Source organism: Limibacillus sp. MBR-115, from assembly GCF_040549425.1.
In the GTDB taxonomy this organism is placed as follows: domain Bacteria; phylum Pseudomonadota; class Alphaproteobacteria; order Kiloniellales; family CECT-8803; genus Limibacillus; species Limibacillus halophilus.
The window spans coordinates 623201-643774 of sequence record NZ_JBEPTJ010000001.1 but is presented as its reverse complement, the minus strand read 5'-3'; the positions used below and the strand labels follow the sequence as shown (position 1 = coordinate 643774).

The window sequence follows — 20574 nt, the reverse complement described above, 5'->3', positions numbered from 1 at the left end:
GGGATGCAACCCCTCAGCCGGTGTCCGTAACCGGAGCCCCGCCCGGTACTCACCCGGCACCCCCGATGCGTGGCGGACCCTACAGCAACTCGCCGCGCCGGACAAGAAGGCGCGCGCAGCTTTTAAGAGGGTCGCTGGCGCGCTATTCCCGGCCGCCAAAGAAGCGACGACGCTGTCTCTGGAATCCAGTTAGAAATATGCATGTTTCGACCGGAATTCCGCTGGCGCGACCTTCTGTCGCAAAATCTGTCGCGGTAAGAATCGACGGTTCAGGAGCCCTTGGCCACCATGCGGCGAATTCGCCTTACGATGACCCAGGTGAGCCCGGCCACCACCGGAACCGCTATGCCTTGAGTAATCTCTACAGGCAAAGGTACGCCGGCCTCTTTCAAACCTTTGGCGACATAGGCGATAAGGCCGACGCCGTAGTAGGTGACGGCTGCGATCGACAGGCCCTCGACGGTCTCCTGCAAGCGTAGCTGCATCTGCGCGCGCCGGTCCATGGAACGCAGGAGATCCCGGTTTTGTGCTTCGAGTTGTATGTCAACACGGGTCCGCAGCATCTGCCCGGCGCGTGCGATACGCTTGGACAGCACGTCCAGGCGCTCCGACACGGACATGCAGGTCCGCATCGCCGGCGCCAGACGCCGATCCATGAACTCCCCAAACTGCTGGTAACCCTCCAAACGGCTTTCGCGTAGCTCTGAAATGCGCCGCTCGACCAGCGCATAGTAAGCCTTGGCTGCCCCGAACCGATAGCTGGTGGCCATGGCCACGCGCTCAAGTTCGGCTGTGAGCCGTGTCAACTCGCGCAGCAGACGACGCTCGTCCTCCAAGTCCTGCAGGTCGGCCATCGATTCCATGATATGCGACAGACCAACCCCGATGCGGTCAAGCTGCTGGCTGGCTTCCTTTGCGATCGGGAAGGCAAGCAGCGCCATGGTGCGATAGGTTTCGATTTCCACAAGACGCTGAAGCAGGCGCCCGGCCCGTCTTGGCTCCAGCCCGCGATCTCGCACAAGCAAATGCCCGAAACCATCGCCATTGATCCAGAAATCCATCCAGGCCATGGCCGCGCCGCTGGCCACGACCGCACCGGCAAAGGATTCCGAACCGAAGTAACGGGCCAGGGCCTCGCCGTTTCTCTCCGGCTCTCCATCAGACTCGAGCGCGGCGTGGATGCCGACCATCAGTTGGCCTGGAATGCCTTCCAGCCAATCGTGTGGCACTGCTTGCAATACGGGATCGCTAAAGGGGTCTTGGCCCACCGGTTCCTGACGGAAGAATGTGTAGGTCGAGAATTCGGTATGACGCTCCCACTTCAGGCGGAAAGGTCCAAAGTCGGCCATGAAATGGTTTTGATCGGACTGCGGCCCGGGGAGCTTGTAGCGCTTGCAAAGGGCGTTGAGGTGCTCGCGGTCCGCATCGGCGCCGTCGCCGCCGGTAAGAAGCGCCAGATGGCTAAGGCGCTCCGGTGCGCTCAATCGCGCATAGGGGCGGGCATGGACCTCAGCGGTCAGATTCTGTCTTTCCGGATGGTCGCTCAGTCCATATCGCTTCGTCGGCATGCGCTTTTCCTGCTTGCTGGCGTCCGTGTGGGGTTTCTTCCTTCCCCTTCCTTTCCATATAAAGGATGTTGAAGTCGCTTACGACCAAAGATCGGAGAGCCGGATACCATGAGTCATATCGCCGCAACGGACGACCTGTTTTTTACCCGCGCCGGATTGGACCGCAGTCGGCTGGAGCGGATTGTGGAAGAGTCCCTCCGGGGCGGTGACGATGGTGAGTTGTTTTTGGAGTATCGGCAGTCGGAGAGCCTTTCCTTCGACGATGGTCGTCTGAAAAACGCCAGTTTCGATACACTCCAGGGATTCGGTTTGCGTTCGATTGTCGGAGAGGCTGCGGGGTTTGCCCATGCCAGTGAGTTGTCCGAGGCCGCGATTCAGCGCGCTGCCGAAACTGTCAAGGCGGTCCAAAGCGGCCACAGCGGTCAATGGGCGGCCGGACCACAAGGTACGAACCGCTTGCTTTACAGCGACGCCAACCCTTTGGAGGCGGTATCCTTCGACACCAAGGTTCGTTTGATGGGCGAGATCGACGCCTATGCCCGTGCCAAGGATAGCCGGGTCAAGCAGGTCAGCGTCTCATTGGCGGGCGAGTGGCAGGCGGTGCAGATTATGCGTGTTGGCGGCGAGCGCATGGCCGATATCCGGCCCCTGGTCAGGCTTAATGTCTCGCTTGTGGTGGGTGACGGCGACCGCATGGAAAGCGGCAGTCATGGGACCGGCGGGCGTATCGCCTACGAAAGCTTGATTGAGGCGGCGAACTGGAAGGCCGGGGTGGACGAGGCGCTGCGCCAGGCGTTGGTTAATCTTGAATCCGTCGATGCACCGGCGGGCGAAATGCCGGTGGTGTTGGGAGCCGGATGGCCTGGAATCCTGCTGCACGAGGCGATCGGTCATGGCCTGGAAGGCGACTTCAATCGAAAGAAAACGTCTGCTTTTGCCGGCTTGATGGGCGAGCGGGTCGCGGCGCCCGGCGTAACCGTGGTCGACGACGGCACGATTCCTGACCGCCGCGGGTCGCTCACCATCGACGATGAGGGAACACCCAGTCAGAAGACGGTTCTGATCGAGGATGGTCGCCTCGTCGGATACATGCAGGACCGTCAAAACGCGCGGTTGATGGGGATGGAGGCGACCGGCAACGGCCGTCGTCAGAGCTATGCGCACATTCCCATGCCGCGTATGACCAACACCTACATGCTGGGCGGTGACCGGGATCCGGCCGAGATCATCGCTTCGGTGGACAAAGGCCTCTATGCGGTTAATTTCGGCGGCGGCCAGGTCGATATCACCTCGGGTAAGTTCGTCTTTTCCTGCACCGAGGCTTACAAGATCGAAGGCGGCAAGATCGGCGCGCCGGTTAAAGGTGCGACTTTGATCGGCAATGGGCCTGACGTGCTCACGCGCGTGGAGATGGTCGGTGACGATATGAAGCTCGATCCAGGGATCGGAACCTGCGGCAAGGACGGGCAGGGCGTGCCGGTCGGTGTCGGGCAGCCAACGATGCTGATCGGAGGCTTGACGGTTGGTGGCACGGCGGCTTGATCTGAAGTATGAATTGCAATGAAAAAGCACAACATGGCGGTTGGATATGGCAGTAAAACGTGTATGGCGTGGCTGGACGACGCCGGAGAATGCACCGCACTACGAGGCACTTCTGAAGAGTGAGGTTTTTCCGGGCATAGAAGCCAAGAAGATACCTGGTTATCTGGCGATCGAACTGTTGCGTCGCCCGGCCGGCGACGAGGTTGAGTTCATGACCGTCATGACCTTCGAAAGTCTGGACAACGTCATCGCTTTTCAGGGGGAAGATTACGAGCGGGCTTATGTGCCCGACGCCGCACAGAAGGTCTTGAAGCGCTGGGATCAATCCTCGGCGCATTTCGAGATTCTGGAAAAACGAAACTATGGCTGATCTGCGGCTAGGTTCGTGGTGATGCGACTGTCCGAGGTGAACACGACGTGCCCTGGCTGATCATGAGTGACGACGATCCCGCTGCCACCCATAAGCGAGCCGACAAGGACTTGATGGCCTTGCATATGGCTTATGAGGAAGCGCACAAGGATATCATACTGGCGGCGGGTAGCCTGCGAAACGACGACGGATCAACACCCGATGGCGGTTTGCTTCTGCTTGATGTCGAGACGCGCGCAGAGGCCGAAGCCTATTATCGCAAGGATCCTCTGACCCAGGCAGGTGTCAGGGGTCGGATCACGATTAGGCGTTGGCACCGCTCAATCCTGGACGGCAAAATTCACTGGTAGCCAACGGCGCTAGGGCCACTTCACCTCGGGTGGGAGCGACATCAAGATGGCTTCAGTGTTTCCGCCGGTCATAAGCCCGAATTTCGTACCTCGATCATAGAGCAGGTTGAACTCGACGTAGCGCCCGCGCCGGATCAGTTGATGTTCGCGTTGCTCCGGGGTCCAGGGTCGGCCGTAATGCCGTTCTACAAGCCTCGGATAGATATCAAGGAATGTGCGTCCGACATCTTGGGTGAAAGCGAATCCGGCGCTCCACTGTTCCTCCGAGTCAGCTTCCAGATAGTCGTAGAAGATGCCACCGATGCCGCGAGGCTCGTCGCGGTGCTTCAAATGGAAATACTCGTCGCACCAAGCCTTGAAGCGGGCGTGGTAATCTTTACCATGCCGGTCGCAAGCGCCCTTGAGCGCGGCATGGAAATCGTCGCTGTCCCTTTGGTCCGGCACCATCGGCGTCAGGTCAGCGCCGCCGCCGAACCAAGCCTTGGTGGTGACGATATGCCGCGTGTTCATATGGACCGCGGGAACCATCGGATTTTGCGGATGGGCAACGAGGCTGATACCGCTGGCCCAGAAACGCGAATCTTCTTCCGCCCCCGGTATTTGCTTGGCGAACTCGGGAGAGAAGGTGCCTTCAACCGTCGAGACGTTGACGCCAACCTTCTCGAAAACCCGGCCGCGCATGACCGCCATCACGCCGCCCCCGCCCTCGGGACGTTTCCAGGTCTGACGCTCGAAACGGCCGGCCGTCTGGCAAGTTGCAAGAGTTGCGGTTTCCGCGGGTATGCTGTCCTCCAATGCTTCGAAAGATGCGCAGATCGAGTCCCTGAGTGATTCGAACCAATGTCGGGCTACCTGTTTACGCCCCCTGATCTCGCCAGTGCTTTCAGTCGCGCCAGTCATTGTGATTCCTCGTTTTTTGTCGTCTGCTCTGTTACAGCAAAGCCGTTCGTCTGACGCAAGGCCTCTCCCAGCACCATGGCGCCGGCGATCGCGACGTTTATTGATCTGCGTCCAGCCTGCATAGGGATGACCAAACGCGCATCGGCCGCTGCGTGGACTTCCTGAGGCACACCGGCGCTCTCGCGTCCCAACATGACATGGTCGTCTGGGTGGAATCGGAAATCGCAGTAGGCAGTGTTCCCGGTGGTGGTCAGCAGTATCAATCGCCCGTTGCGGCTGTTGTTGTAGGTTTCCCAATCCAGGTGTCGCTGTACCGAGGCCAGATCGAGGTAATCCATGCCGGCACGCTTGAGTGAACGGTCGGTCAGCAAGAATCCGCAAGGCTCGATGATGTTCATCGGTACGCCGAGACAGGCGGCCAGGCGCAGCAGGGTTCCCGTGTTCTGGGGTATATCGGGTTGATAGAGTGTCAGTTCGATGCTCATGAGTCTTTTCCTGCCGTTTCGGCCGTTTGTATCCGCGTGCTTTTATCCGGTTCACCAGCGCTGCGCCAATATGCCATGATGCCAAAGCTATTGCTGTCGCCTTAGGTGAGATCATCGTCGAACGCTTGCGATCTGGCTTTGCGTTCAGGCATTTTTTCCTCTATATGCCTGCCTCGACGCGAAGGTTCTCGCCTGGGGTTGGTTCCCGGGCTCGTTCCGGGGTCCGTGACTGTACCGCGAATGCCGGTTCCGAGGTATCTGACTGCAGGTTTTCTCGGGGTATTGTGCGGCGGCGTGTCGCAGTTGGGGCAGCGTCGGGGAATTGGTTGGAAGCACGGGGGCGACCCCCCGTGATTTTTTACTTGGTTTTTCGCCTGCAATGGGCGGAAGGCCGGGGGCTGGATGACCGCGTGGGCGGAGGCAGTCGTTCCAGGGGAGCTTTCGGTAAATCCCAGGGAACTTCCTGGAACTGTCTATGAGGGGCTAGTCCTGGACCTAGTCTCGGGGGTAGTCTTTGGCCTCGCTATAGGCACGCGGGTCGATGGAAGGATGAAGCATGGCTGATACGGCAGACAGCGGACACAAGGAAGGCGGCACGCGCCGCGACTTCCTGTTTCTCGCAACCGGTGCGGTCGGTGCGGTTGGAACGGCTTCGGTCGTTTGGCCGCTGATCGACTCGATGAACCCCTCACGCGATGTGCTCGCATTGGCTTCGACGGATGTCGATCTGTCGCCAATCGAGGTTGGCCAGCGGGTGACCGTCACCTGGCGCGGCAAACCGGTCTTCATCGACCGCCGTCCCGAGGATGCGATCGAGCAGGCGCGCAAGGTCGATGTCGCGGAGCTTCGCGATCCGCAGTCGGATGAAGAGCGTGTGCAAAAGCCTGAATGGCTGATCCTGGTTGGTGTTTGCACCCACTTGGGCTGTGTGCCGCTCGGACAGGGAAGCGGCGACAACCGCGGCGAATGGGGTGGTTGGTTCTGCCCCTGCCATGGCTCTCACTACGACACTTCAGGCCGTATCCGGAAGGGACCGGCGCCCCGTAATCTCGAGGTGCCTACCTACAGTTTCCTGGATGACGCCACTGTGCGGATCGGCTGAGGAGGAAAGACCCAATGTCCGACGGGAATATGAACCGCGTTGTGAAATGGATCGACTATCGCCTGCCGATCTTCAGCTTTATGAACCATGAGCTGCACGAATATCCGACTCCCAGGAACCTGAACTATTGGTGGAACTTCGGTTCGCTGGCGGGTATCGCGCTGGTCATCATGATTGTGACCGGCATCGTCCTGGCGATGCAGTACACCCCGCATGTGGATTACGCGTTCCAATCGGTTGAGCGGATCATGCGCGATGTCAATTACGGCTGGCTCATTCGCTACATCCATATGAACGGCGCCAGCTTCTTCTTCATCGTTGTCTATATCCATATTTTCAGAGGGCTCTACTTCGGTTCCTACAAGGCGCCGCGAGAGATTCTCTGGATGCTGGGCGTGATCATCCTTCTGCTGATGATGGCGACCGCATTCATGGGGTACGTTCTGCCCTGGGGCCAGATGTCCTTCTGGGGCGCCACGGTCATCACCAATCTCTTCTCGGCGATCCCGTTCGTCGGCGAGTCGATCGTGACGTGGTTGTGGGGCGGTTTTTCGGTGGACAATGCGACGTTGAACCGTTTCTTTTCGCTCCACTATCTGCTGCCCTTCGTCATCGTCGGTGTCGTGGTTCTGCACTTGATCGCGCTGCACCGTTTCGGTTCCAACAACCCACTGGGGATCGATACCAAGGGGCCGCAGGACAGCATTCCCTTCCACCCCTATTACACGGTGAAGGACATGTTCGGGTTGGGCGTGTTCCTGATTTTCTTCGCGGGCTTCATCTTTTTCGCCCCGAACTACATGGGGCACCCGGATAACTATATTCCGGCCAATCCACTGGTCACCCCGCCGCACATCGTGCCGGAGTGGTACTTCCTGCCCTTCTATGCGATCTTGCGCGCCGTGCCCGATATCGGTCTGTTCGGCTTCACTCTGATCGAGGCGAAGCTTGCCGGTGTGCTGGCCATGTTCGGCTCGATAGCGTTGCTTTTCGTGCTCCCCTGGCTGGATAACAGCCCGGTGCGCAGCGGAAAGTTCCGGCCTATCTTCCGGCAGTTTTTCTGGATCCTGCTGATTGACTGCATCGCGCTCGGGTTCGCGGGCGCGAATCCGCCGGACGGCATCTGGCTGATTATCGGCCGCGTTGCGACGGCTTACTACTTCCTGCACTTCCTGGTCATTCTGCCGTTGCTGGGCCGCTTCGAACGCCCCCGGCCGCTGCCATCCTCGATCAGTGAGCCGGTGCTAAAAGGAGGCAGCGCTGCTGCCGGTGCGACCGCAAAGCCGATGGAGAAGGCGTAACCATGAAAAAGCTCGTTTCAAAAGCAATCGCCCTTTCGGTTCTGGTTCTCACCGGTTTCGCAACGCCGTCAACAGCAGTACAGGCGGCCGAAGTCGAGACCCCACTGCCGGAAACCAACTTTAGCTTCGATGGTATTTTCGGTACCTGGGACAAGGCTGAACTACAGCGTGGTTTCCAGGTGTACAACGAGGTTTGCGCAGCTTGCCATTCGCTCAAGCTCCTGTCGTTCCGCAACCTTGAGCAGATCGGTTTCTCCGAGGAAGAGGTCAAGGCGATCGCGGAGCAATACACCGTGTTCAATGGCCCCAACGCCTTTGGCGAGGTCGAAGAGGTAACGGCCAAGCCATCGGACCGCATTCGCGGTAAGGGCGTCTATGAAACGGCACCAGACCTGTCCTTGATGTCCAAGGCACGCGCTGGCGGCGCTGAGTACGTTAACGCCCTAATGATCGGCTACCACGAAGCGCCCGCTGACGAGGAGCCTGCTCCCGGTACATACTACAACATCTATTTTCCGGGTAAGCAGATCGCCATGCCGCAGCCGTTGTTCGGCGACGATGTGAGCTATGCCGACGGCACGGAAACCACCGTAGAGCAGCTTTCCAAGGACGTGTCTGCCTTTCTCGCCTGGGCGGCGGAGCCGCACATGGAAACGCGAAAGCGCATGGGCGTGAAGGTGCTGCTGTTCTTGATCGTCTTCACCGGCATGCTTTATGCGGTTAAGCGGAAAATCTGGGCAGACCTGCACTAAGATGAGCCCGACATAACGACCGGAAAAGGGATGCAACTTCTCAGTTGCATCCCTTTTTTTGCGCCTAGTTCATCATCATGCCCATGTTCATGGACCCGATAACCGCCATGAACAGTGCGCCGAGAATGGTCACGATGATCATTGCCGGAATGGAGGCGAGCACACCTTTAACCATCAAGGCGACCATGGAAAGAAAAGGTATCTGAATATCGGTAACGACTACTTGCTGCTTCTCGCTCATTTTTTTCTCCCGTTAAGCGTGAAAAATATTTTGCAAATGTTAGTGTAGCCTTACCGCCGATGTAGTGGATAGGCTAAGGTTCACGTCATATGAGCCAGTGCTGGTTTCAATAGTCGATGGGCTTTGTGCTGGGCGGATAAACCTGCCGAATTCGGCAAGCGAAAAGAGAACGGAAACCTATGCCAAAGGCCCGTGCGCAGAACGATCAAGTCGAACCGGTCATCGGGGTTATCGGCGGTAGCGGCGTATATGAAATCGAGGGGCTGACTCATAAAGCCTGGAAGCGAATCGATAGTCCCTTTGGCGACCCGTCCGACGCGTTGCTCTTTGGTCGACTCAAGGGGAAACGCGTGGTTTTCCTGCCGCGTCACGGTCGCGGGCATAGAATACCGCCCAGCCAGCTTAACTATCGCGCCAACATAGATGCTTTGAAGCGGGCCGGCGTTACTGAAATTCTGTCGCTTTCGGCTGTCGGATCGTTGCGCGAGGAACTGGCGCCTGGTGATTTTGTTCTGGTGGATCAGTTTATCGACCGTACTTTCGCACGCGAGAAATCCTTCTTCGATACAGGGCTCGTGGCTCATGTCTCTATGGCTAATCCGGTTTGTGGGCGCTTGGGTCATTGCCTGCAGCAGGCCGGCGATACGCTCGGTCTGACGATGCACCGTGGTGGAACGTACCTGGCGATGGAGGGGCCACAGTTCTCGACCCGGGCCGAATCGGAGCTTTACCGGAGCTGGAATTGCTCGGTGATCGGCATGACGAACATGCCCGAGGCCAAGTTGGCGCGCGAAGCGGAACTCTGCTATGCGACCATAGCTATGGTCACGGACTATGATTGCTGGCACCCAGAGCATGAGCATGTCACGGTTGACGGTGTGATCGCCACGATGCTGCAGAATGCCAGCAAGGCGCGGCACTTGATCGAAACCGTGATCCCCTTGTTGGCGGAAAAGCGCGCCCTTTGCCCGCAAGGCTGTCAGCGCGCTTTGGACCACGCGGTGGTGACACAGCCGCCGGAGCGGGCGCCGGAAGTGGTATCGCGTCTGGACGCGGTCGCTGGACGGGTGTTGAGGGGCGAAGCCTGATGAAGGTCGCTGGCCGACAGTACCGTACGATCTGGCTGGAAGACGACGGGTGGTCGGTCGGAATCATCGACCAGACCCTGCTGCCTCATTCATTTGAGGTATGTCGCCTGACGACCGTTGAGGACGCTGCCCGGGCGATCGCCACCATGCAGGTGCGCGGTGCGCCTCTTATCGGCGCCACGGCGGCCTATGGCCTTTGCCTAGCACTTCGTGCCGATCCCAGCGGTAGCAGTCTTGAACGCGCGGGGCAGCAGTTGATCGCCACGCGCCCGACAGCGGTCAATCTCCGTTGGGCGGTGGCCTACATGATCGAAGCGCTGCGCGATCCGAAAGTAACGTCATTGGGCGACGGCGAACGTGTCGCGGCTGCCTATGACCTCGCGGCAAAGCTTTGCGATGAAGACGTGGCGATCAACCAGGCGATCGGAACCAACGGAATGCGTTTGATCGAGATGGCCCGGTCAGCGAAAAGCGATAACGCCCAGCCGGTGCAAATTCTCACCCACTGCAATGCCGGATGGTTGGCGACGGTCGATTGCGGGACGGCGTTGGCGCCGATCTATCAGGCCCACGATGCGGGCATCGCGGTGCATGTCTGGGTCGATGAAACCCGGCCCCGCAATCAGGGCTTTAGCCTGACCGCCTGGGAGCTTCAGCAGCATGGCGTTCCCTTTACGGTGATTACGGACAATGCGGGCGGCTTGCTGATGCAGCGCGGCGCGGTCGATCTTTGCATCACCGGCACCGATCGAACCACGGCTGGCGGCGACGTCTGTAACAAGATCGGGACCTACCTCAAGGCACTCGCGGCACATGATAACGGGATACCGTTTTATGTGGCGCTGCCCAGCCCAACGATCGACTGGACGCTGCATGATGGCGGGGCCATTCCCATCGAGGAACGCGATCCCGGCGAGGTCACCCATGTCAGTGGGCGTGACGAAGCCGGGCAACTGCGACGGGTTGCGCTGGTATCTGAGGGCAGCCCGGCAGCCAACCACGCTTTCGACATTACACCAGCGCGCCTGGTAACGGCGCTGGTAACCGAGCGAGGTGTGTGTGCAGCCTCGCGGGAGGGGTTGCTCGGGCTTTTCCCCGAGCGGCGCGATGACGTGTTGGAGGCTTGAGTCGTGGACGAAAAAGCTGGGATGAATGAAGCGCAGGATCAGGTCAGGCTTTCGCTGGTCGAGGCGGCAATCCGACTTGAAGACGCCGGGCTCAACAGAGGCAGCACCGGTAATATCGGAACTCGGTTTGGAGATGAGATTTTAGTCACACCCTCCGGCGTAGCGGTCCGTGATCTTACGCCTGAATCAATGGTGCTCTTGGGGTGGGACGGCGGCAAGATCGACGAGGATCAGCCCGAACAACCGACCAGCGAGTGGCGCTTCCACCGGGATATCCTGGCAACGCGCGCCGAGTTTGGCGCGGTCGTGCATTGCCACGCACCCCACACCACGGCGCTGGCCTGTTTGGGCCGTGATTTGCCCGCATTTCATTACATGGTAGCGGTCGCAGGCGGCATTGATATCCGCTGCACGCCGTATGCGTTGTTCGGCTCTCAGGAGCTTTCCGATCTCGTTCTGGAGGCCCTTGAGGGCCGTAAAGCCTGTCTGATGGCGAACCACGGCATGATCGCCTGTGATACGACCCTTGAGCGTGCAATCGCCCTGGCGATTGAGGTTGAGGCGCTGGCCGGAATTTACCTCGCCGCCCTGCAGGTCGGCACGCCGAACATCTTATCGGCTGACGAAATGGCGGAAGTTCTAGCTAGGTTCCGAGATAGCGGTTACGGACGCCAGGCCCGCTAAGTCGTGGGGTACCACCCGGCCTAGGCCACTAGGGCTCAACAAAACCCAGCGCCGTTCCGAAGAGATCCTGGCTTGCGACCTGCAGCATCCGGCCCTCGCGGCGGTGCGGTAGCCCGCTGGCTTCCAAACAGCGCCCGGCGGTATCGAGTGATTCGACCCCCAGCACATAGGCGGCCAAGTGCGGTTCGTCGGTTTCTTCAGCGCCGACGTCACTCGGAAAACGGGCCGAGAAACCGGCGGGCGTCAGAACAGTGATCTTTCCTCGGCTTGTCTGCACGGTCAGTCGGTCCGCCTGTGCGGCAACCCTGTCGTGCCCTTGCAAACCGGAGAAAAGGTCGACCAGCGCGCGAGGATCAGCCGCGACCATGACGACCTCTTCCACCGTGCGGCTGCTGTTGGCGTGCTTTTGGTAGTCGGGTTTCCAGAAGTACTGCGGGGCGTGCTGCTGACAGGTGAAGAAAACGGCGTCTGGCATGCGCGGGTCCGTCACGAAAGCGAGCGAGAAGCCGACAGTTACCTCTTCGCCGCTCGGCTGTTTGGCTTTGCGTTGAAAATCGAAGGTCGGGTAGGTTCTCAGGCCCGCATTTCCGAACTCTGCCTGATCGCGTCCGGCATCCTTGCTTTCGAAGACCAACATGGAAAAGCCTTCTCGCTTCTCCAGGAAGGCGCGGTTGTAGTCGGCGAAGGAGAAATGACCAGCTGCGGCTGCCGTAATCAGTTCCGGTCGAGTGACCGATAGGATCTCCAAAAACGACCCCTGCAACTGAACCAAGGAATTGCCGGTACCAAAGGGGTGCTCGGCGCGGGGCGTCATGGTGAAGCCCAGGGATTGATAGCGCTCACGCGCCTTCGCTAAGTCGCGCGCGCAAAGCACGAGATGGTCTATACCTCTATCGATCATTCGCCGTTTACCTCTTCGACCAGGGATATTTTGTGTGCGTCGAGTTTGTCGCGGTAGAACGCGACCAGTGATGCGAGCGGCTCCATGCCGGGAATGGGAACCGGGTAATTCCAGGCCGCATCTTTGATGGTTGCGTTTTCGAGCCGCAGATCGAAATAACGGGCATCGCCCTTGTGAGGGCAATGGGTTCTGGTATCGCTGGGCGCCAAAAGCCCGTCGGGAATATCCGTCATTGGCAGGTATAGAACGGGTTGGTAGCCATCTTCGTGCAGTAACACCGCTTTGTCGCTCGAAGCCAATGGGCGCGCAGCGACTTTCAGGGTCACGCGCTTATTCAAGGGATGAAGTGATACTCTCTTCTGGGGCATGTGATCGGCCCTGTTGGCTTAGTGTAGGTGTCGGCGCAAAAACTCGAGACTCCGCTCGAAAGCCAGGTCGGCGCTCGCCTGATGGTAACTTGCGCGCTGGTCGCAGTTGAAGCCGTGACCCGCTGGGTAAAGATGCAACGGCACTTTCGGGACCGCCTCGGCTATTTTGCCGACGCTCTCCAAAGGGATAGCCTGGTCGGTTTCGCCGAAATGCAACATCAGCGGTGCGTGCGGTTTGCGATCCAGCAGATTGACGATCCCGCCGCCGTAGTAGGCGACGGCGGCGGCAATGGGCAACTCGGAGGCCGCCAGCCAAGCCAAATCTCCACCCCAGCAATAGCCGACGACCGCGACCTTATGGGTCTCGCTGATCAAACGCGCGACCGCGGCGCCCGTATCGAGCATCGCTTGCTCGTAGCCGACCTCTGCTTTGAGGGATCGCCCACGCGCAACACCCTCCGGGTCGTAGTCCAGTTCGACGCGGGGTTCGATTCTATCGAAATAGGCCGGTGCCAATGCCGTATAGCCTGCGGCTGCGAAGCGGTCCGTGACGCTGCGTATGTGGCTGTTGACGCCAAAAATTTCCTGCACCACCACGATGGCACCGAGGCTCTCTTGTGGCGGCGTGCTGCGATAGGCCTCGAATCCGTGCCCATCGGCCGCGGTCAAGTGTACCCATTCACCCATCGTTTCGACCTCTCGCTTTATCTTCTACTGCCAGCGGACGCAGTCTTGCACAAAGTGGTCTTACCTGTCTTGCCCGCAGGTACATAAAACGACGTAGGTTACAGAGGTTTAACGGAAAAAAGGGCCGCAGCAAGCCACGACCCTCTTAGTTCCACACCAGATAATAGGTGAAGGCGCCTCAGCAGTGATTACTTCTTGGATTTGCTGGTGCCTTTCGATGCGGGCTGGCCCGCGGACATTTCCTGAAGGGTCGCACCCAACTCGTCGAGGTTCGCGGCGATGCGCTGGTTGATCTTCTCTGCTGCTTCGCTGGTCGACTTGCTGTTGATTTCACTAAGCTCGCGCAGATTGGCGAGCATCTTCTCGTAGCTCTGCTTGACCATTTCAATCTGCAGGGCGGCGCGTTTCTCCGGAGCACCTTGCTCAGCAAGCGCACTGACGGCCTCAACGGCCTCCTCGAGCGACCGACGAATGATCTCGGCCTGGCGCTGCCCGGCGGCCTGCAGGCCTTCGAAACAGATGCGGTTGGCTTCGGCGATCGTCTCGAGATTCTTACGATGAATTTCGGTCCAGGCATTGGCATTGAACCCTGCGCCCTGGAAGGAAGCGGCAATTTTCTGTGGGTCCATGAAGTCGCTGAAGTCGGTGTTGAAGAAGGGGTTGTTGCTGCTGGTCATGACTGTCTCCTGTAACGCTTACTGGAAAAGGTTTCCAATTGGCCCGCGACGCAACATCACCGCTGCGCGGCGTGACGATTATGTTGCACTGCAACAAATCTAACCTCTATATGAGGCAAAAAATCGCAAACGTCAAGTATTTCTGCGGAAAACAGCAATCTCGCAAGTGCGTAATAATACTTATGTGCCGACCGCTTGTGTTTCGCCTTGTCGCTGCGGCCCGCGGCATCGCCGGGCCCAGCCATCCAGTCGCAAAAGCTGGCGGTCCAGCGTTGCCATTGTCGCCGCCAGATCGTTGCTGTCGTCCTTGAGCCAGGTTCTAAGCGTCACCAAGTAGGCGGCCGACAGGCCTTTTATTCGAATGACGCCCCGCAGACCGTGGCTATCCAGACCAGCGGCCTCCAGCATCCACGCCATAGAGCATGCCAGTCTCGGCAGGCTAGTGGCGAGGCTGAGCGGGTCACGCCTGCAGTCATACAGGATTTCACCCAAGGCGACGCGATAGGGTTGCATGGCGTCGAAGCGGCGCATCAATACATCGAACAAGCGATCACGCGCAGATCCTTGATCCTCACTCAGGCGTCCTTCCGCCAGGACCTGCCGATCGATTCGACGAATCAGGAGGTTCAGAATAGCCGACTTGCTTGGTGCGATTGCGTGCAGTTCCGCTAAACCGAGACCTGCGGCCTCACCGATTTCCGCCAGTGAGAGATTGCGCCAGCCACGGTCGACAACAAGTTTCATCGTGGCATCGATCAGGCGGTCTTCCGCCGAGCGGTCGCCGCTTTGTGATTTGGCCCGGCTACTTTTGCCCTTTGCCGCCTTGTTTACAGTGGGTTTTTTCGCGGTAGCCATGGTGCTGATAACCTCCAGTCAGGTGGCTCTCTATGAGTCAGCTAAGTCCGAAGATATCAGGAAACAAGACTTGAGACTGCAATCGTGACCAACAAACTCAGGTTTTCTGCAGGTCGCCGCGCAAACCCTCCGTCATGGCAGCAAGATCGTCGGGCGTCGTTTCAAAGACGCTGTTGGGTGTGCCGGCGGCCGCCCAAATGCGCTCAAAACGCCAAAGTCCCTCATCCAACAGCGTGATGGAGGGGCTGCTATGGCCGACCGGCGGAACCCCGCCGATGGCAAAGCCGGTCGCTTCACGGACAAACTCGGGGTCGGCACGGCCGACTTTCTCGCCGATCAGTGCCGCAAGTTTTTTCTCATCGACACGGCGGTCGCCGCAGGCAATGGCCAAAACAGCCTTTCCGCTTTGCTTGCCGCGAAAGATCAGGGACTTGGCGATTTGACCGACCGTGCAACCGATTGCCGCGGCGGCCTCTTCGGAGGTCCTGGTACTTTCGGAAAAGCTCGTGACGCGGCAGTCGTAGCCAAGCCCGGTCAAGTGATCCTGGACGCGTTGAGCGCTCGGCTTGAGCGGTTGCTCAGTCATTTTCCGCAAGCTCACGGCTGCGCCGCGTGGCCGCGGCGATCGCGCGCGTCATAAGCGGCTGCAGCCCGTCATCGGCCATCAACACATTCAAGGCTTCAAGAGTAGTGCCGCGTGGGCTGGTCACGTTCCGCCGCAAAGTGGCGGCGTCCTCCGCAGACAGGCGTGCCAGTTCGCCGGCGCCGCTGACGGTCACGCTTGCCAACTGCATTGCCAGCGCCTCCGGCAATCCGGCCTCCACCCCCGCTCTGGCCAGGCACTCGATCAGCAGGAAAACGTAGGCTGGACCACCGCCGGAAACGGCGGTTACGGCGTCCAGTAAACCTTCATCCTCCAGTTCGGCGACTTCACCGACGGCCTCGAGCAATTCGCTCGCAATCCGGCGTTGTGCCTCTGTGGCATTGGCGTCGGGTGTGAATACCGTGATACCGCGCCCGACTGCGGCAGGGGTGTTCGGCATGGCTCGGATAACCACGGCGTTCGGCCCCAGCAGTTGCTTCATCGCGGCGATGGTTTTCCCTGCCGCAACAGAGAGGTAACAGCAATCGGGTCGGGCGAATCGCGCGTAGGCTGGCAGAGCCTCGGAGAATTGCTGCGGCTTGGTAGCCAGGAGAATGACGGCAGGCCGAAGGTCTTTGGGCAGACCGCTTTCGTCTGCGCAAACGTTCACGCCTTTGGCCGCCAGCGTCTCACGCATAGCCTGGAAAGGCTCAACGATGAAGACATCTTTCGGCGGCAATCCACGCGCCAACCAACCATCGAGGAGCGCACCCCCCATCTTGCCGCAGCCAACCAACAACAACGACCCCGGCAGATTCAATATTTCAGGCATTCTTAAAGTCAGGCCTCTCCTACGGTCTCCATCATGGCCGTTGCCAGGGCATCGGGGACGGAATGGCCCGCCCAGATGACCATCTGCATGGCCGGATAGAAGCGTTCACATTCTAAAATCGCGGTGTCCATCAGGTCTTCCAACTGTTCGACACTGGGACCAGCGGTGCCGCGATAGGGTATCGTATGGCGAAATACCACCTGACCCTCTTCCGCGCCAAGCTCAAAATGACCCATCCAGAGCTGTTCGTTCATGCCGCCGATGAGGGCGTGAACGGCATTGTATCTGACACGCGGTACTTTCAAATCGAAATGGCAGGAGAAATACATGCCGCCCACCTGCTCGTGCCAGACGAACCAAAGATGATAGGCACACCATCGACCGGAAAGTTCGACCGCCAGTTCGCATTCGCTTGACCTGTCGAAAGGCCAGTCGTTTGCGCTCACCAACTCTTCAAGAAGATCGATGGGATTGACGACCGAACTCGGGTGCGGGGCGAGACTTTCCATGATGATTGGAACCCTCCCGTGATCGTTGATGCCAAAGGCCGGCACCTCCCGAGGGCCGCCTCAGCTCCGCGATATATGGAGAAGATTTCGATGCGACCCACAAGATTTAGCGTGCCACGCTGTATTTAGCGGTGCAAGACTGTATTGGCGAAAACTGTGGAAAAATAACGAAAACGGAGGGTTTTAGGGGCTTTCAGCCGGAGTTTTCCTGCTTCCCGACCCCACTTAATCGGACTATGGGGCCTTGGTCTTGGGCTTCGAAGCCCTGCGGGCGGTGCCCGACTTCGCTTTCGCGGTGCTATTGGCCTTTGCCGTTTTTCCCAGCTCGGCTTCCAGTTTTGCCAGCCGATCTGCAAGCGCCTCTTGCTCCTCTCGGGCTTTGACGGCCATGGCGCGAACGACCTCGAATTCTTCCCGGGTAACCAAATCCATGTTCGCCAGGATTCGCTCAAACTGCTGGCGCAGCCGTCCCTCGGCTTCTTGGCGTAACCCTCCTGCCACACCCAGGGCACCGGTTGCCACGCGGGCAAGGTCATCAAGCAGTCGATTGCGGGTTTGCATCTTTTGCGGTCTCCATGAAGTTGGCCTAGCGGTGAGCGCCTTGTCGATCTTAGGGTTTTCCTCCCTCGGCGACCAGGAAATGTGTGCGTGTCTCGCCAATCGGGCGTTGGCGATTACGGCTCCAGGCGACGACACGAACACTGGCGACGCGACGGCCGAGTTTGGTGACCTCGCCCGCTGCGAAGATATCCTCGCGCCGGGACGAACGCAGGTAATCGACGGTCACGGTGACGGTTTTGGGTAATAGCGGGCTCTTGAGCTTCCAAAGGAGACTCATCATCGCCGTCGTTTCCAAGAAAGCGCCGATGACACCGCCGTGCAGGGCGCTCAAGGTTGGGTTCCCGACCAGATCCTCGCGAAAGGGCATACGCAGGCGCATTTCGTCATGGCTGTCGTCGACAACCAAGCCGAGATAGGCGGCGTAGGGAATTGAATCGACAAGCGCCTGCCAGGCATCCTCCGCATAGGCCTTTTCCAAACGATCCAGAAAGGCGGTCGGCATCATCTCAACCCCCTCCACCAGGCAGGTCACTCAGCATGAAACTGCCCATTGCCGCCGCTATGGGCGAGGCTTCCTCACCCGGATGGAAGGCCTCGGCGCGGGCGAATGCTATGCGGCTGGTGATGCGGTAGCAGAGTGCGCGACAGAGCAAGTCCCGCTCGGCAGCGCCGGGCTTCAGATAGTCGATCCGCAGGTCCAGCGTCGCTACCGGTCTGGGCGGGTCGAGCGCGGCCACTACGCCAAGGCCACAAGCGGTATCGATCAAAGTCGTCACCACGCCGCCGTGCAGCAGGCGCCGATCCGGGTCGGCTAGGAAGATGTCGCGGTAAGGCAGCCGCATCAGCACTTCTTCCCCGGAGAAATGCTCAACGGTGATGCCCAAGGCTTGGACATGCGGCACGGCGCTACCAAATACCTGCTGCATGATGGCCTGAAAGGCCTCTGGACCGAATTTATCGCTGATTGCGGTGCTCATGGCGTTTGCTTACCCCAAGCGTACCCTGGGCACAACTGAAGCCGACATTCGATCGAGCGCTTCCCTTGCCCCCTTCAGGGAGGGGGGACTATAAGGGCGGCGGGTGTCCTGGATGGCGGCCGCCAGGTCGTTGAAGCAAGAGAAAGCCGATTGCTCATGATGTTTGCCTTAGCCTTCCCGCAGATAGATCCCATTGCCATCGAGATCGGACCTATCGCGATCCGCTGGTACGCCTTGGCCTACATCGCCGGGCTTATCCTTGGTTGGCGCGTGTGTTTGCGCATGACCAAGCTTTCCCCCAGCAAGGCGCTAACAACGCAGGTCTTCGACGATTTTGTGTTCTGGGCAACTCTGGGTGTGCTGCTGGGCGGCCGTCTCGGTTACGTATTGTTCTACAATCCCGTTTTCTTTTTTGAGAACCCAGGGAAGATCTTCATGGTCTGGCAGGGGGGGATGTCTTTCCATGGCGGTATGCTCGGCGTGGTTATGGCAATTATCCTGTTTGCCTGGAAACGCGGCCTGCCGCTCTTTGCGCTTTCCGACCTGATCGCTTTCGTAGCGCCTATCGGCCTTTTCTTCGGCCGGATTGCGAACTTCATCAACGGCGAGCTGTACGGACGTCCGACCGATGTTGCCTGGGGGGTCGTTTTTCCCGGCGGCGGACCGCTGCCCCGCCATCCAAGCCAGCTCTACGAAGCCGGTATGGAAGGTTTGATTCTTTTCATCCTTCTGCTGCTATTGGTCCGGAGCGGATCGCTGGCCAAGCCCGGCGTCATTTCAGGCATCTTTCTCGCGGGTTATGGCCTGGGGCGCTTGATTGCCGAGTTCTTCCGTGAGCCCGATGCGCATATCGGTTTCCTGGCCGGGGGGCTGACGATGGGGCAAATCCTATCCTTGCCGATGCTGGTTTGCGGCCTGGGGTTGGCGGTTTGGAGCCTACGTCAACAGAGCGCGTCGGCGCCGACGAGTGCGCATGAGCGGTAAGCGCAATCACAACCTTACCCATCGGCTCAAGCGGCGGATTGCCCTGGAGGGACCGATAAGCCTGGCCGATTACATGGCCGCCGTGCTGACCGATCCCAGTGGCGGCTATTACATGACCGACGATCCCTTCGGCGTATCCGGGGATTTCATTACGGCGCCCGAGGTCAGCCAAATGTTTGGCGAGATGGTTGGGCTCTGGTGCGCCGATCTGTGGCAACGCGTGCTAGACGGGCCCAAGCGTTTCATCCTGGCGGAAGTTGGACCGGGACGCGGCACGCTGATGTCCGATCTGTTGCGGGCGGCGTCGGTGTTGCCGGGGTTTGCCGAAGCCGCTGAAGTTCACCTTGTCGAAGTCAGTCCGGCGCTCCGCAAGGCGCAAAAGAAAACCCTGAAGAACTGGAACGTAACCTGGCATGGCGAGCTTTCCTCGCTCCCGGAAGATGCGCCGCTCGTGATCATCGGAAACGAGTTTCTCGATGCATTGCCGGTGCGGCATTACGAGAAGTGCGAGGATGGCTGGCGTGAACGGTTGATCGGGCTGGATGATAGCGGCGAAAGGTTCGTTTTTCTTCTCGGTCCGTTGAGCCCATCGGCGCCCGCGTTCATTCCTCCGGCGCTTCATGACGCGCCCTTGGGTGTGCTGGCGGAGGTTTCACCGATTGCAGTGTCGCTTGTTCGCAGCTTGGCGCAGCGTCTGGTCCTGCAAGGCGGCGCGGCCCTCTTCATCGATTATGGCCGCCAGCATCCGTCATACGGCGCGACGCTCCAAGCGGTGCGCGGGCATCGCCCGCACGATCCTCTTGTGGAGCCGGGCAGTGCCGATCTCACGGCGCATGTGGATTTCGCCAGCCTCATCGATGCCGCCGAAACCGCGGGTGCTGCTGCCTTTGGCCCAGTAACGCAAGGCGCATTCCTGCAGGCCATGGGCTTGGAGATTCGGGCTGAGGCCCTGCGTCGTCACGCCGATGAGCGGCAACGGCTGGATATCGATTCCGCCTTGACCCGCCTCATGAGTCCTGAGGAGATGGGTGAGCTATTCAAGGTGCTTGCTATAACGCAGGCCGGACACGCAGCACCGGCACCCTTTGCGTCCTAGCTCAGGGAGTAGCGTGTGGTCGACAGCGGGCTGG

At 59.4% G+C, this 20574-nt stretch carries 26 protein-coding genes; 11 read left to right on the top strand and 15 right to left on the bottom strand.

The annotated features are described in order from the left end of the window. Positions 1 to 269 precede the first annotated feature (269 nt). Positions 270 to 1568, bottom strand: coding sequence for a DUF3422 domain-containing protein (locus ABIE63_RS03050; RefSeq protein ID WP_354502685.1), 1299 nt, complete (start codon positions 1566 to 1568; stop codon positions 270 to 272). Positions 1569 to 1676: 108 nt separating this feature from the next. On the opposite strand from ABIE63_RS03050, the gene tldD reads away from it, so the two are divergent. The 3 genes from tldD to ABIE63_RS03035 are packed head-to-tail and all read left to right on the top strand — an operon-like array spanning position 1677 to position 3830. Continuing rightward, complete coding sequence (gene tldD / locus ABIE63_RS03045; protein WP_354502683.1) at positions 1677 to 3110, top strand: metalloprotease TldD; 1434 nt, start codon at positions 1677 to 1679, stop codon at positions 3108 to 3110. A 46-nt stretch (positions 3111 to 3156) separates the two neighbouring features. Next, positions 3157 to 3480, top strand: a complete 324-nt coding sequence (locus tag ABIE63_RS03040) for a hypothetical protein (protein ID WP_354502681.1) — start codon at positions 3157 to 3159, stop codon at positions 3478 to 3480. A 47-nt stretch (positions 3481 to 3527) separates the two neighbouring features. Further along, a complete protein-coding gene (locus tag ABIE63_RS03035) occupies positions 3528 to 3830 on the top strand; it encodes a YciI family protein (protein WP_183417524.1) in 303 nt (100 codons plus the stop codon). 9 nt (positions 3831 to 3839) lie between these two features. On the opposite strand, the gene hemF is transcribed toward ABIE63_RS03035, so the two are convergent. Together hemF and ABIE63_RS03025 are read right to left on the bottom strand one after the other, a co-directional pair. Then, positions 3840 to 4730 carry an oxygen-dependent coproporphyrinogen oxidase gene (hemF, locus tag ABIE63_RS03030; RefSeq protein WP_354502679.1) on the bottom strand — a complete coding sequence of 297 codons (891 nt, stop codon included), beginning with the start codon at positions 4728 to 4730 and terminating at the stop codon, positions 3840 to 3842. Then, a complete protein-coding gene (locus ABIE63_RS03025; protein ID WP_354502886.1) occupies positions 4727 to 5209 on the bottom strand; it encodes a tRNA (cytidine(34)-2'-O)-methyltransferase in 483 nt (160 codons plus the stop codon). Before ABIE63_RS03025 ends, hemF begins: the two co-directional genes overlap by 4 nt. Positions 5210 to 5771: 562 nt before the next feature. Between ABIE63_RS03025 and petA the strand changes: the two genes are divergently transcribed. From petA to ABIE63_RS03010, 3 genes are read left to right on the top strand one after another with little or no spacing between them, the layout of a single operon-like run. Beyond that, positions 5772 to 6317 carry a ubiquinol-cytochrome c reductase iron-sulfur subunit gene (petA, locus tag ABIE63_RS03020; protein ID WP_183417522.1) on the top strand — a complete coding sequence of 182 codons (546 nt, stop codon included), beginning with the start codon at positions 5772 to 5774 and terminating at the stop codon, positions 6315 to 6317. A gap of 14 nt (positions 6318 to 6331) precedes the next feature. Next, the gene (locus tag ABIE63_RS03015) at positions 6332 to 7618 is read left to right on the top strand and encodes a cytochrome b/b6 (RefSeq protein ID WP_354502677.1); all 1287 of its coding nucleotides are present in this window, start codon (positions 6332 to 6334) and stop codon (positions 7616 to 7618) included. Positions 7619 to 7620: 2 nt separating this feature from the next. Further along, complete coding sequence (locus ABIE63_RS03010) at positions 7621 to 8370, top strand: cytochrome c1 (protein WP_354502675.1); 750 nt, start codon at positions 7621 to 7623, stop codon at positions 8368 to 8370. A gap of 64 nt (positions 8371 to 8434) precedes the next feature. On the opposite strand, the gene ABIE63_RS03005 is transcribed toward ABIE63_RS03010, so the two are convergent. Continuing rightward, positions 8435 to 8611, bottom strand: a complete 177-nt coding sequence (locus tag ABIE63_RS03005; protein ID WP_183417519.1) for a hypothetical protein — start codon at positions 8609 to 8611, stop codon at positions 8435 to 8437. A gap of 179 nt (positions 8612 to 8790) precedes the next feature. Here ABIE63_RS03005 and ABIE63_RS03000 point away from each other — a divergent pair, with 179 nt between their 5' ends. Genes ABIE63_RS03000 through ABIE63_RS02990 form a run of 3 tightly spaced genes read left to right on the top strand, consistent with a single transcriptional unit; the run spans position 8791 to position 11510 of the window. After that, positions 8791 to 9699 (top strand): S-methyl-5'-thioadenosine phosphorylase, encoded by a 909-nt coding sequence (locus ABIE63_RS03000; RefSeq protein ID WP_354502673.1) that lies wholly within the window; start codon positions 8791 to 8793, stop codon positions 9697 to 9699. Continuing rightward, positions 9699 to 10826, top strand: a complete 1128-nt coding sequence (gene mtnA / locus ABIE63_RS02995; RefSeq protein WP_354502671.1) for an S-methyl-5-thioribose-1-phosphate isomerase — start codon at positions 9699 to 9701, stop codon at positions 10824 to 10826. Before ABIE63_RS03000 ends, mtnA begins: the two co-directional genes overlap by 1 nt. A gap of 3 nt (positions 10827 to 10829) precedes the next feature. Further along, positions 10830 to 11510, top strand: coding sequence for a class II aldolase/adducin family protein (locus tag ABIE63_RS02990; RefSeq protein ID WP_354502669.1), 681 nt, complete (start codon positions 10830 to 10832; stop codon positions 11508 to 11510). 28 nt (positions 11511 to 11538) lie between these two features. Here the strand turns inward: ABIE63_RS02990 and ABIE63_RS02985 are convergent, their stop codons facing one another. From ABIE63_RS02985 to ABIE63_RS02935, 11 genes are all read right to left on the bottom strand, one after another. After that, a complete protein-coding gene (locus ABIE63_RS02985) occupies positions 11539 to 12411 on the bottom strand; it encodes a VOC family protein (protein WP_354502667.1) in 873 nt (290 codons plus the stop codon). Continuing rightward, positions 12408 to 12779 (bottom strand): DUF427 domain-containing protein, encoded by a 372-nt coding sequence (locus ABIE63_RS02980; protein WP_354502665.1) that lies wholly within the window; start codon positions 12777 to 12779, stop codon positions 12408 to 12410. Before ABIE63_RS02980 ends, ABIE63_RS02985 begins: the two co-directional genes overlap by 4 nt. An 18-nt stretch (positions 12780 to 12797) precedes the next feature. Beyond that, positions 12798 to 13466: a dienelactone hydrolase family protein gene (locus ABIE63_RS02975; RefSeq protein WP_354502663.1), complete on the bottom strand. Its 669-nt coding sequence runs from the start codon at positions 13464 to 13466 to the stop codon at positions 12798 to 12800. A gap of 188 nt (positions 13467 to 13654) precedes the next feature. Further along, positions 13655 to 14143 (bottom strand): phasin family protein, encoded by a 489-nt coding sequence (locus ABIE63_RS02970; protein ID WP_183417513.1) that lies wholly within the window; start codon positions 14141 to 14143, stop codon positions 13655 to 13657. Positions 14144 to 14323: 180 nt separating this feature from the next. Then, positions 14324 to 14998 (bottom strand): TetR family transcriptional regulator, encoded by a 675-nt coding sequence (locus ABIE63_RS02965; protein ID WP_354502661.1) that lies wholly within the window; start codon positions 14996 to 14998, stop codon positions 14324 to 14326. Between the two features lie 97 nt (positions 14999 to 15095). Continuing rightward, positions 15096 to 15584, bottom strand: coding sequence for a YbaK/EbsC family protein (locus tag ABIE63_RS02960; RefSeq protein WP_354502659.1), 489 nt, complete (start codon positions 15582 to 15584; stop codon positions 15096 to 15098). Continuing rightward, the gene (gene proC, locus ABIE63_RS02955; protein WP_354502657.1) at positions 15577 to 16413 is read right to left on the bottom strand and encodes a pyrroline-5-carboxylate reductase; all 837 of its coding nucleotides are present in this window, start codon (positions 16411 to 16413) and stop codon (positions 15577 to 15579) included. The genes ABIE63_RS02960 and proC overlap by 8 nt, the downstream gene beginning before the upstream one ends. Before the next feature lie 8 nt (positions 16414 to 16421). Beyond that, entirely contained in the window at positions 16422 to 16922 is a 501-nt protein-coding gene (locus ABIE63_RS02950; RefSeq protein ID WP_183417509.1) for a YbjN domain-containing protein, read from the bottom strand. Positions 16923 to 17156: 234 nt separating this feature from the next. Beyond that, on the bottom strand, positions 17157 to 17483 hold the full coding sequence (locus ABIE63_RS02945) for an accessory factor UbiK family protein (RefSeq protein WP_183417508.1): 327 nt from the start codon (positions 17481 to 17483) through the stop codon (positions 17157 to 17159). A gap of 49 nt (positions 17484 to 17532) precedes the next feature. Continuing rightward, positions 17533 to 17988, bottom strand: a complete 456-nt coding sequence (locus tag ABIE63_RS02940; protein WP_354502654.1) for a PaaI family thioesterase — start codon at positions 17986 to 17988, stop codon at positions 17533 to 17535. 1 nt (position 17989) lies between these two features. After that, positions 17990 to 18460 carry a PaaI family thioesterase gene (locus tag ABIE63_RS02935; RefSeq protein WP_183417507.1) on the bottom strand — a complete coding sequence of 157 codons (471 nt, stop codon included), beginning with the start codon at positions 18458 to 18460 and terminating at the stop codon, positions 17990 to 17992. A 156-nt stretch (positions 18461 to 18616) separates the two neighbouring features. On the opposite strand from ABIE63_RS02935, the gene lgt reads away from it, so the two are divergent. After that, positions 18617 to 19444: a prolipoprotein diacylglyceryl transferase gene (gene lgt / locus ABIE63_RS02930; RefSeq protein WP_354502652.1), complete on the top strand. Its 828-nt coding sequence runs from the start codon at positions 18617 to 18619 to the stop codon at positions 19442 to 19444. Further along, on the top strand, positions 19434 to 20540 hold the full coding sequence (locus ABIE63_RS02925; RefSeq protein ID WP_354502650.1) for an SAM-dependent methyltransferase: 1107 nt from the start codon (positions 19434 to 19436) through the stop codon (positions 20538 to 20540). Before lgt ends, ABIE63_RS02925 begins: the two co-directional genes overlap by 11 nt. Positions 20541 to 20574 lie beyond the last annotated feature (34 nt).

Bases quoted from the DNA above. Each gene is read 5' to 3' on its own strand.
- ABIE63_RS03050 (WP_354502685.1), bottom strand. From the start codon at position 1,568: ATGCCGACGAAGCGATATGGACTGAGCGACCATCCGGAAAGACAGAAT.
- tldD (WP_354502683.1), top strand. From the start codon at position 1,677: ATGAGTCATATCGCCGCAACGGACGACCTGTTTTTTACCCGCGCCGGA.
- ABIE63_RS03040 (WP_354502681.1), top strand. From the start codon at position 3,157: ATGGCAGTAAAACGTGTATGGCGTGGCTGGACGACGCCGGAGAATGCA.
- hemF (WP_354502679.1), bottom strand. From the start codon at position 4,730: ATGACTGGCGCGACTGAAAGCACTGGCGAGATCAGGGGGCGTAAACAG.
- petA (WP_183417522.1), top strand. From the start codon at position 5,772: ATGGCTGATACGGCAGACAGCGGACACAAGGAAGGCGGCACGCGCCGC.
- ABIE63_RS03015 (WP_354502677.1), top strand. From the start codon at position 6,332: ATGTCCGACGGGAATATGAACCGCGTTGTGAAATGGATCGACTATCGC.
- ABIE63_RS03010 (WP_354502675.1), top strand. From the start codon at position 7,621: ATGAAAAAGCTCGTTTCAAAAGCAATCGCCCTTTCGGTTCTGGTTCTC.
- ABIE63_RS03005 (WP_183417519.1), bottom strand. From the start codon at position 8,611: ATGAGCGAGAAGCAGCAAGTAGTCGTTACCGATATTCAGATACCTTTT.
- ABIE63_RS03000 (WP_354502673.1), top strand. From the start codon at position 8,791: ATGCCAAAGGCCCGTGCGCAGAACGATCAAGTCGAACCGGTCATCGGG.
- mtnA (WP_354502671.1), top strand. From the start codon at position 9,699: ATGAAGGTCGCTGGCCGACAGTACCGTACGATCTGGCTGGAAGACGAC.
- ABIE63_RS02985 (WP_354502667.1), bottom strand. From the start codon at position 12,411: ATGATCGATAGAGGTATAGACCATCTCGTGCTTTGCGCGCGCGACTTA.
- ABIE63_RS02980 (WP_354502665.1), bottom strand. From the start codon at position 12,779: ATGCCCCAGAAGAGAGTATCACTTCATCCCTTGAATAAGCGCGTGACC.
- ABIE63_RS02975 (WP_354502663.1), bottom strand. From the start codon at position 13,466: ATGGGTGAATGGGTACACTTGACCGCGGCCGATGGGCACGGATTCGAG.
- ABIE63_RS02970 (WP_183417513.1), bottom strand. From the start codon at position 14,143: ATGACCAGCAGCAACAACCCCTTCTTCAACACCGACTTCAGCGACTTC.
- ABIE63_RS02965 (WP_354502661.1), bottom strand. From the start codon at position 14,998: ATGGCTACCGCGAAAAAACCCACTGTAAACAAGGCGGCAAAGGGCAAA.
- ABIE63_RS02960 (WP_354502659.1), bottom strand. From the start codon at position 15,584: ATGACTGAGCAACCGCTCAAGCCGAGCGCTCAACGCGTCCAGGATCAC.
- proC (WP_354502657.1), bottom strand. From the start codon at position 16,413: ATGCCTGAAATATTGAATCTGCCGGGGTCGTTGTTGTTGGTTGGCTGC.
- ABIE63_RS02950 (WP_183417509.1), bottom strand. From the start codon at position 16,922: ATGGAAAGTCTCGCCCCGCACCCGAGTTCGGTCGTCAATCCCATCGAT.
- ABIE63_RS02945 (WP_183417508.1), bottom strand. From the start codon at position 17,483: ATGCAAACCCGCAATCGACTGCTTGATGACCTTGCCCGCGTGGCAACC.
- ABIE63_RS02940 (WP_354502654.1), bottom strand. From the start codon at position 17,988: ATGATGCCGACCGCCTTTCTGGATCGTTTGGAAAAGGCCTATGCGGAG.
- ABIE63_RS02935 (WP_183417507.1), bottom strand. From the start codon at position 18,460: ATGAGCACCGCAATCAGCGATAAATTCGGTCCAGAGGCCTTTCAGGCC.
- lgt (WP_354502652.1), top strand. From the start codon at position 18,617: ATGATGTTTGCCTTAGCCTTCCCGCAGATAGATCCCATTGCCATCGAG.
- ABIE63_RS02925 (WP_354502650.1), top strand. From the start codon at position 19,434: ATGAGCGGTAAGCGCAATCACAACCTTACCCATCGGCTCAAGCGGCGG.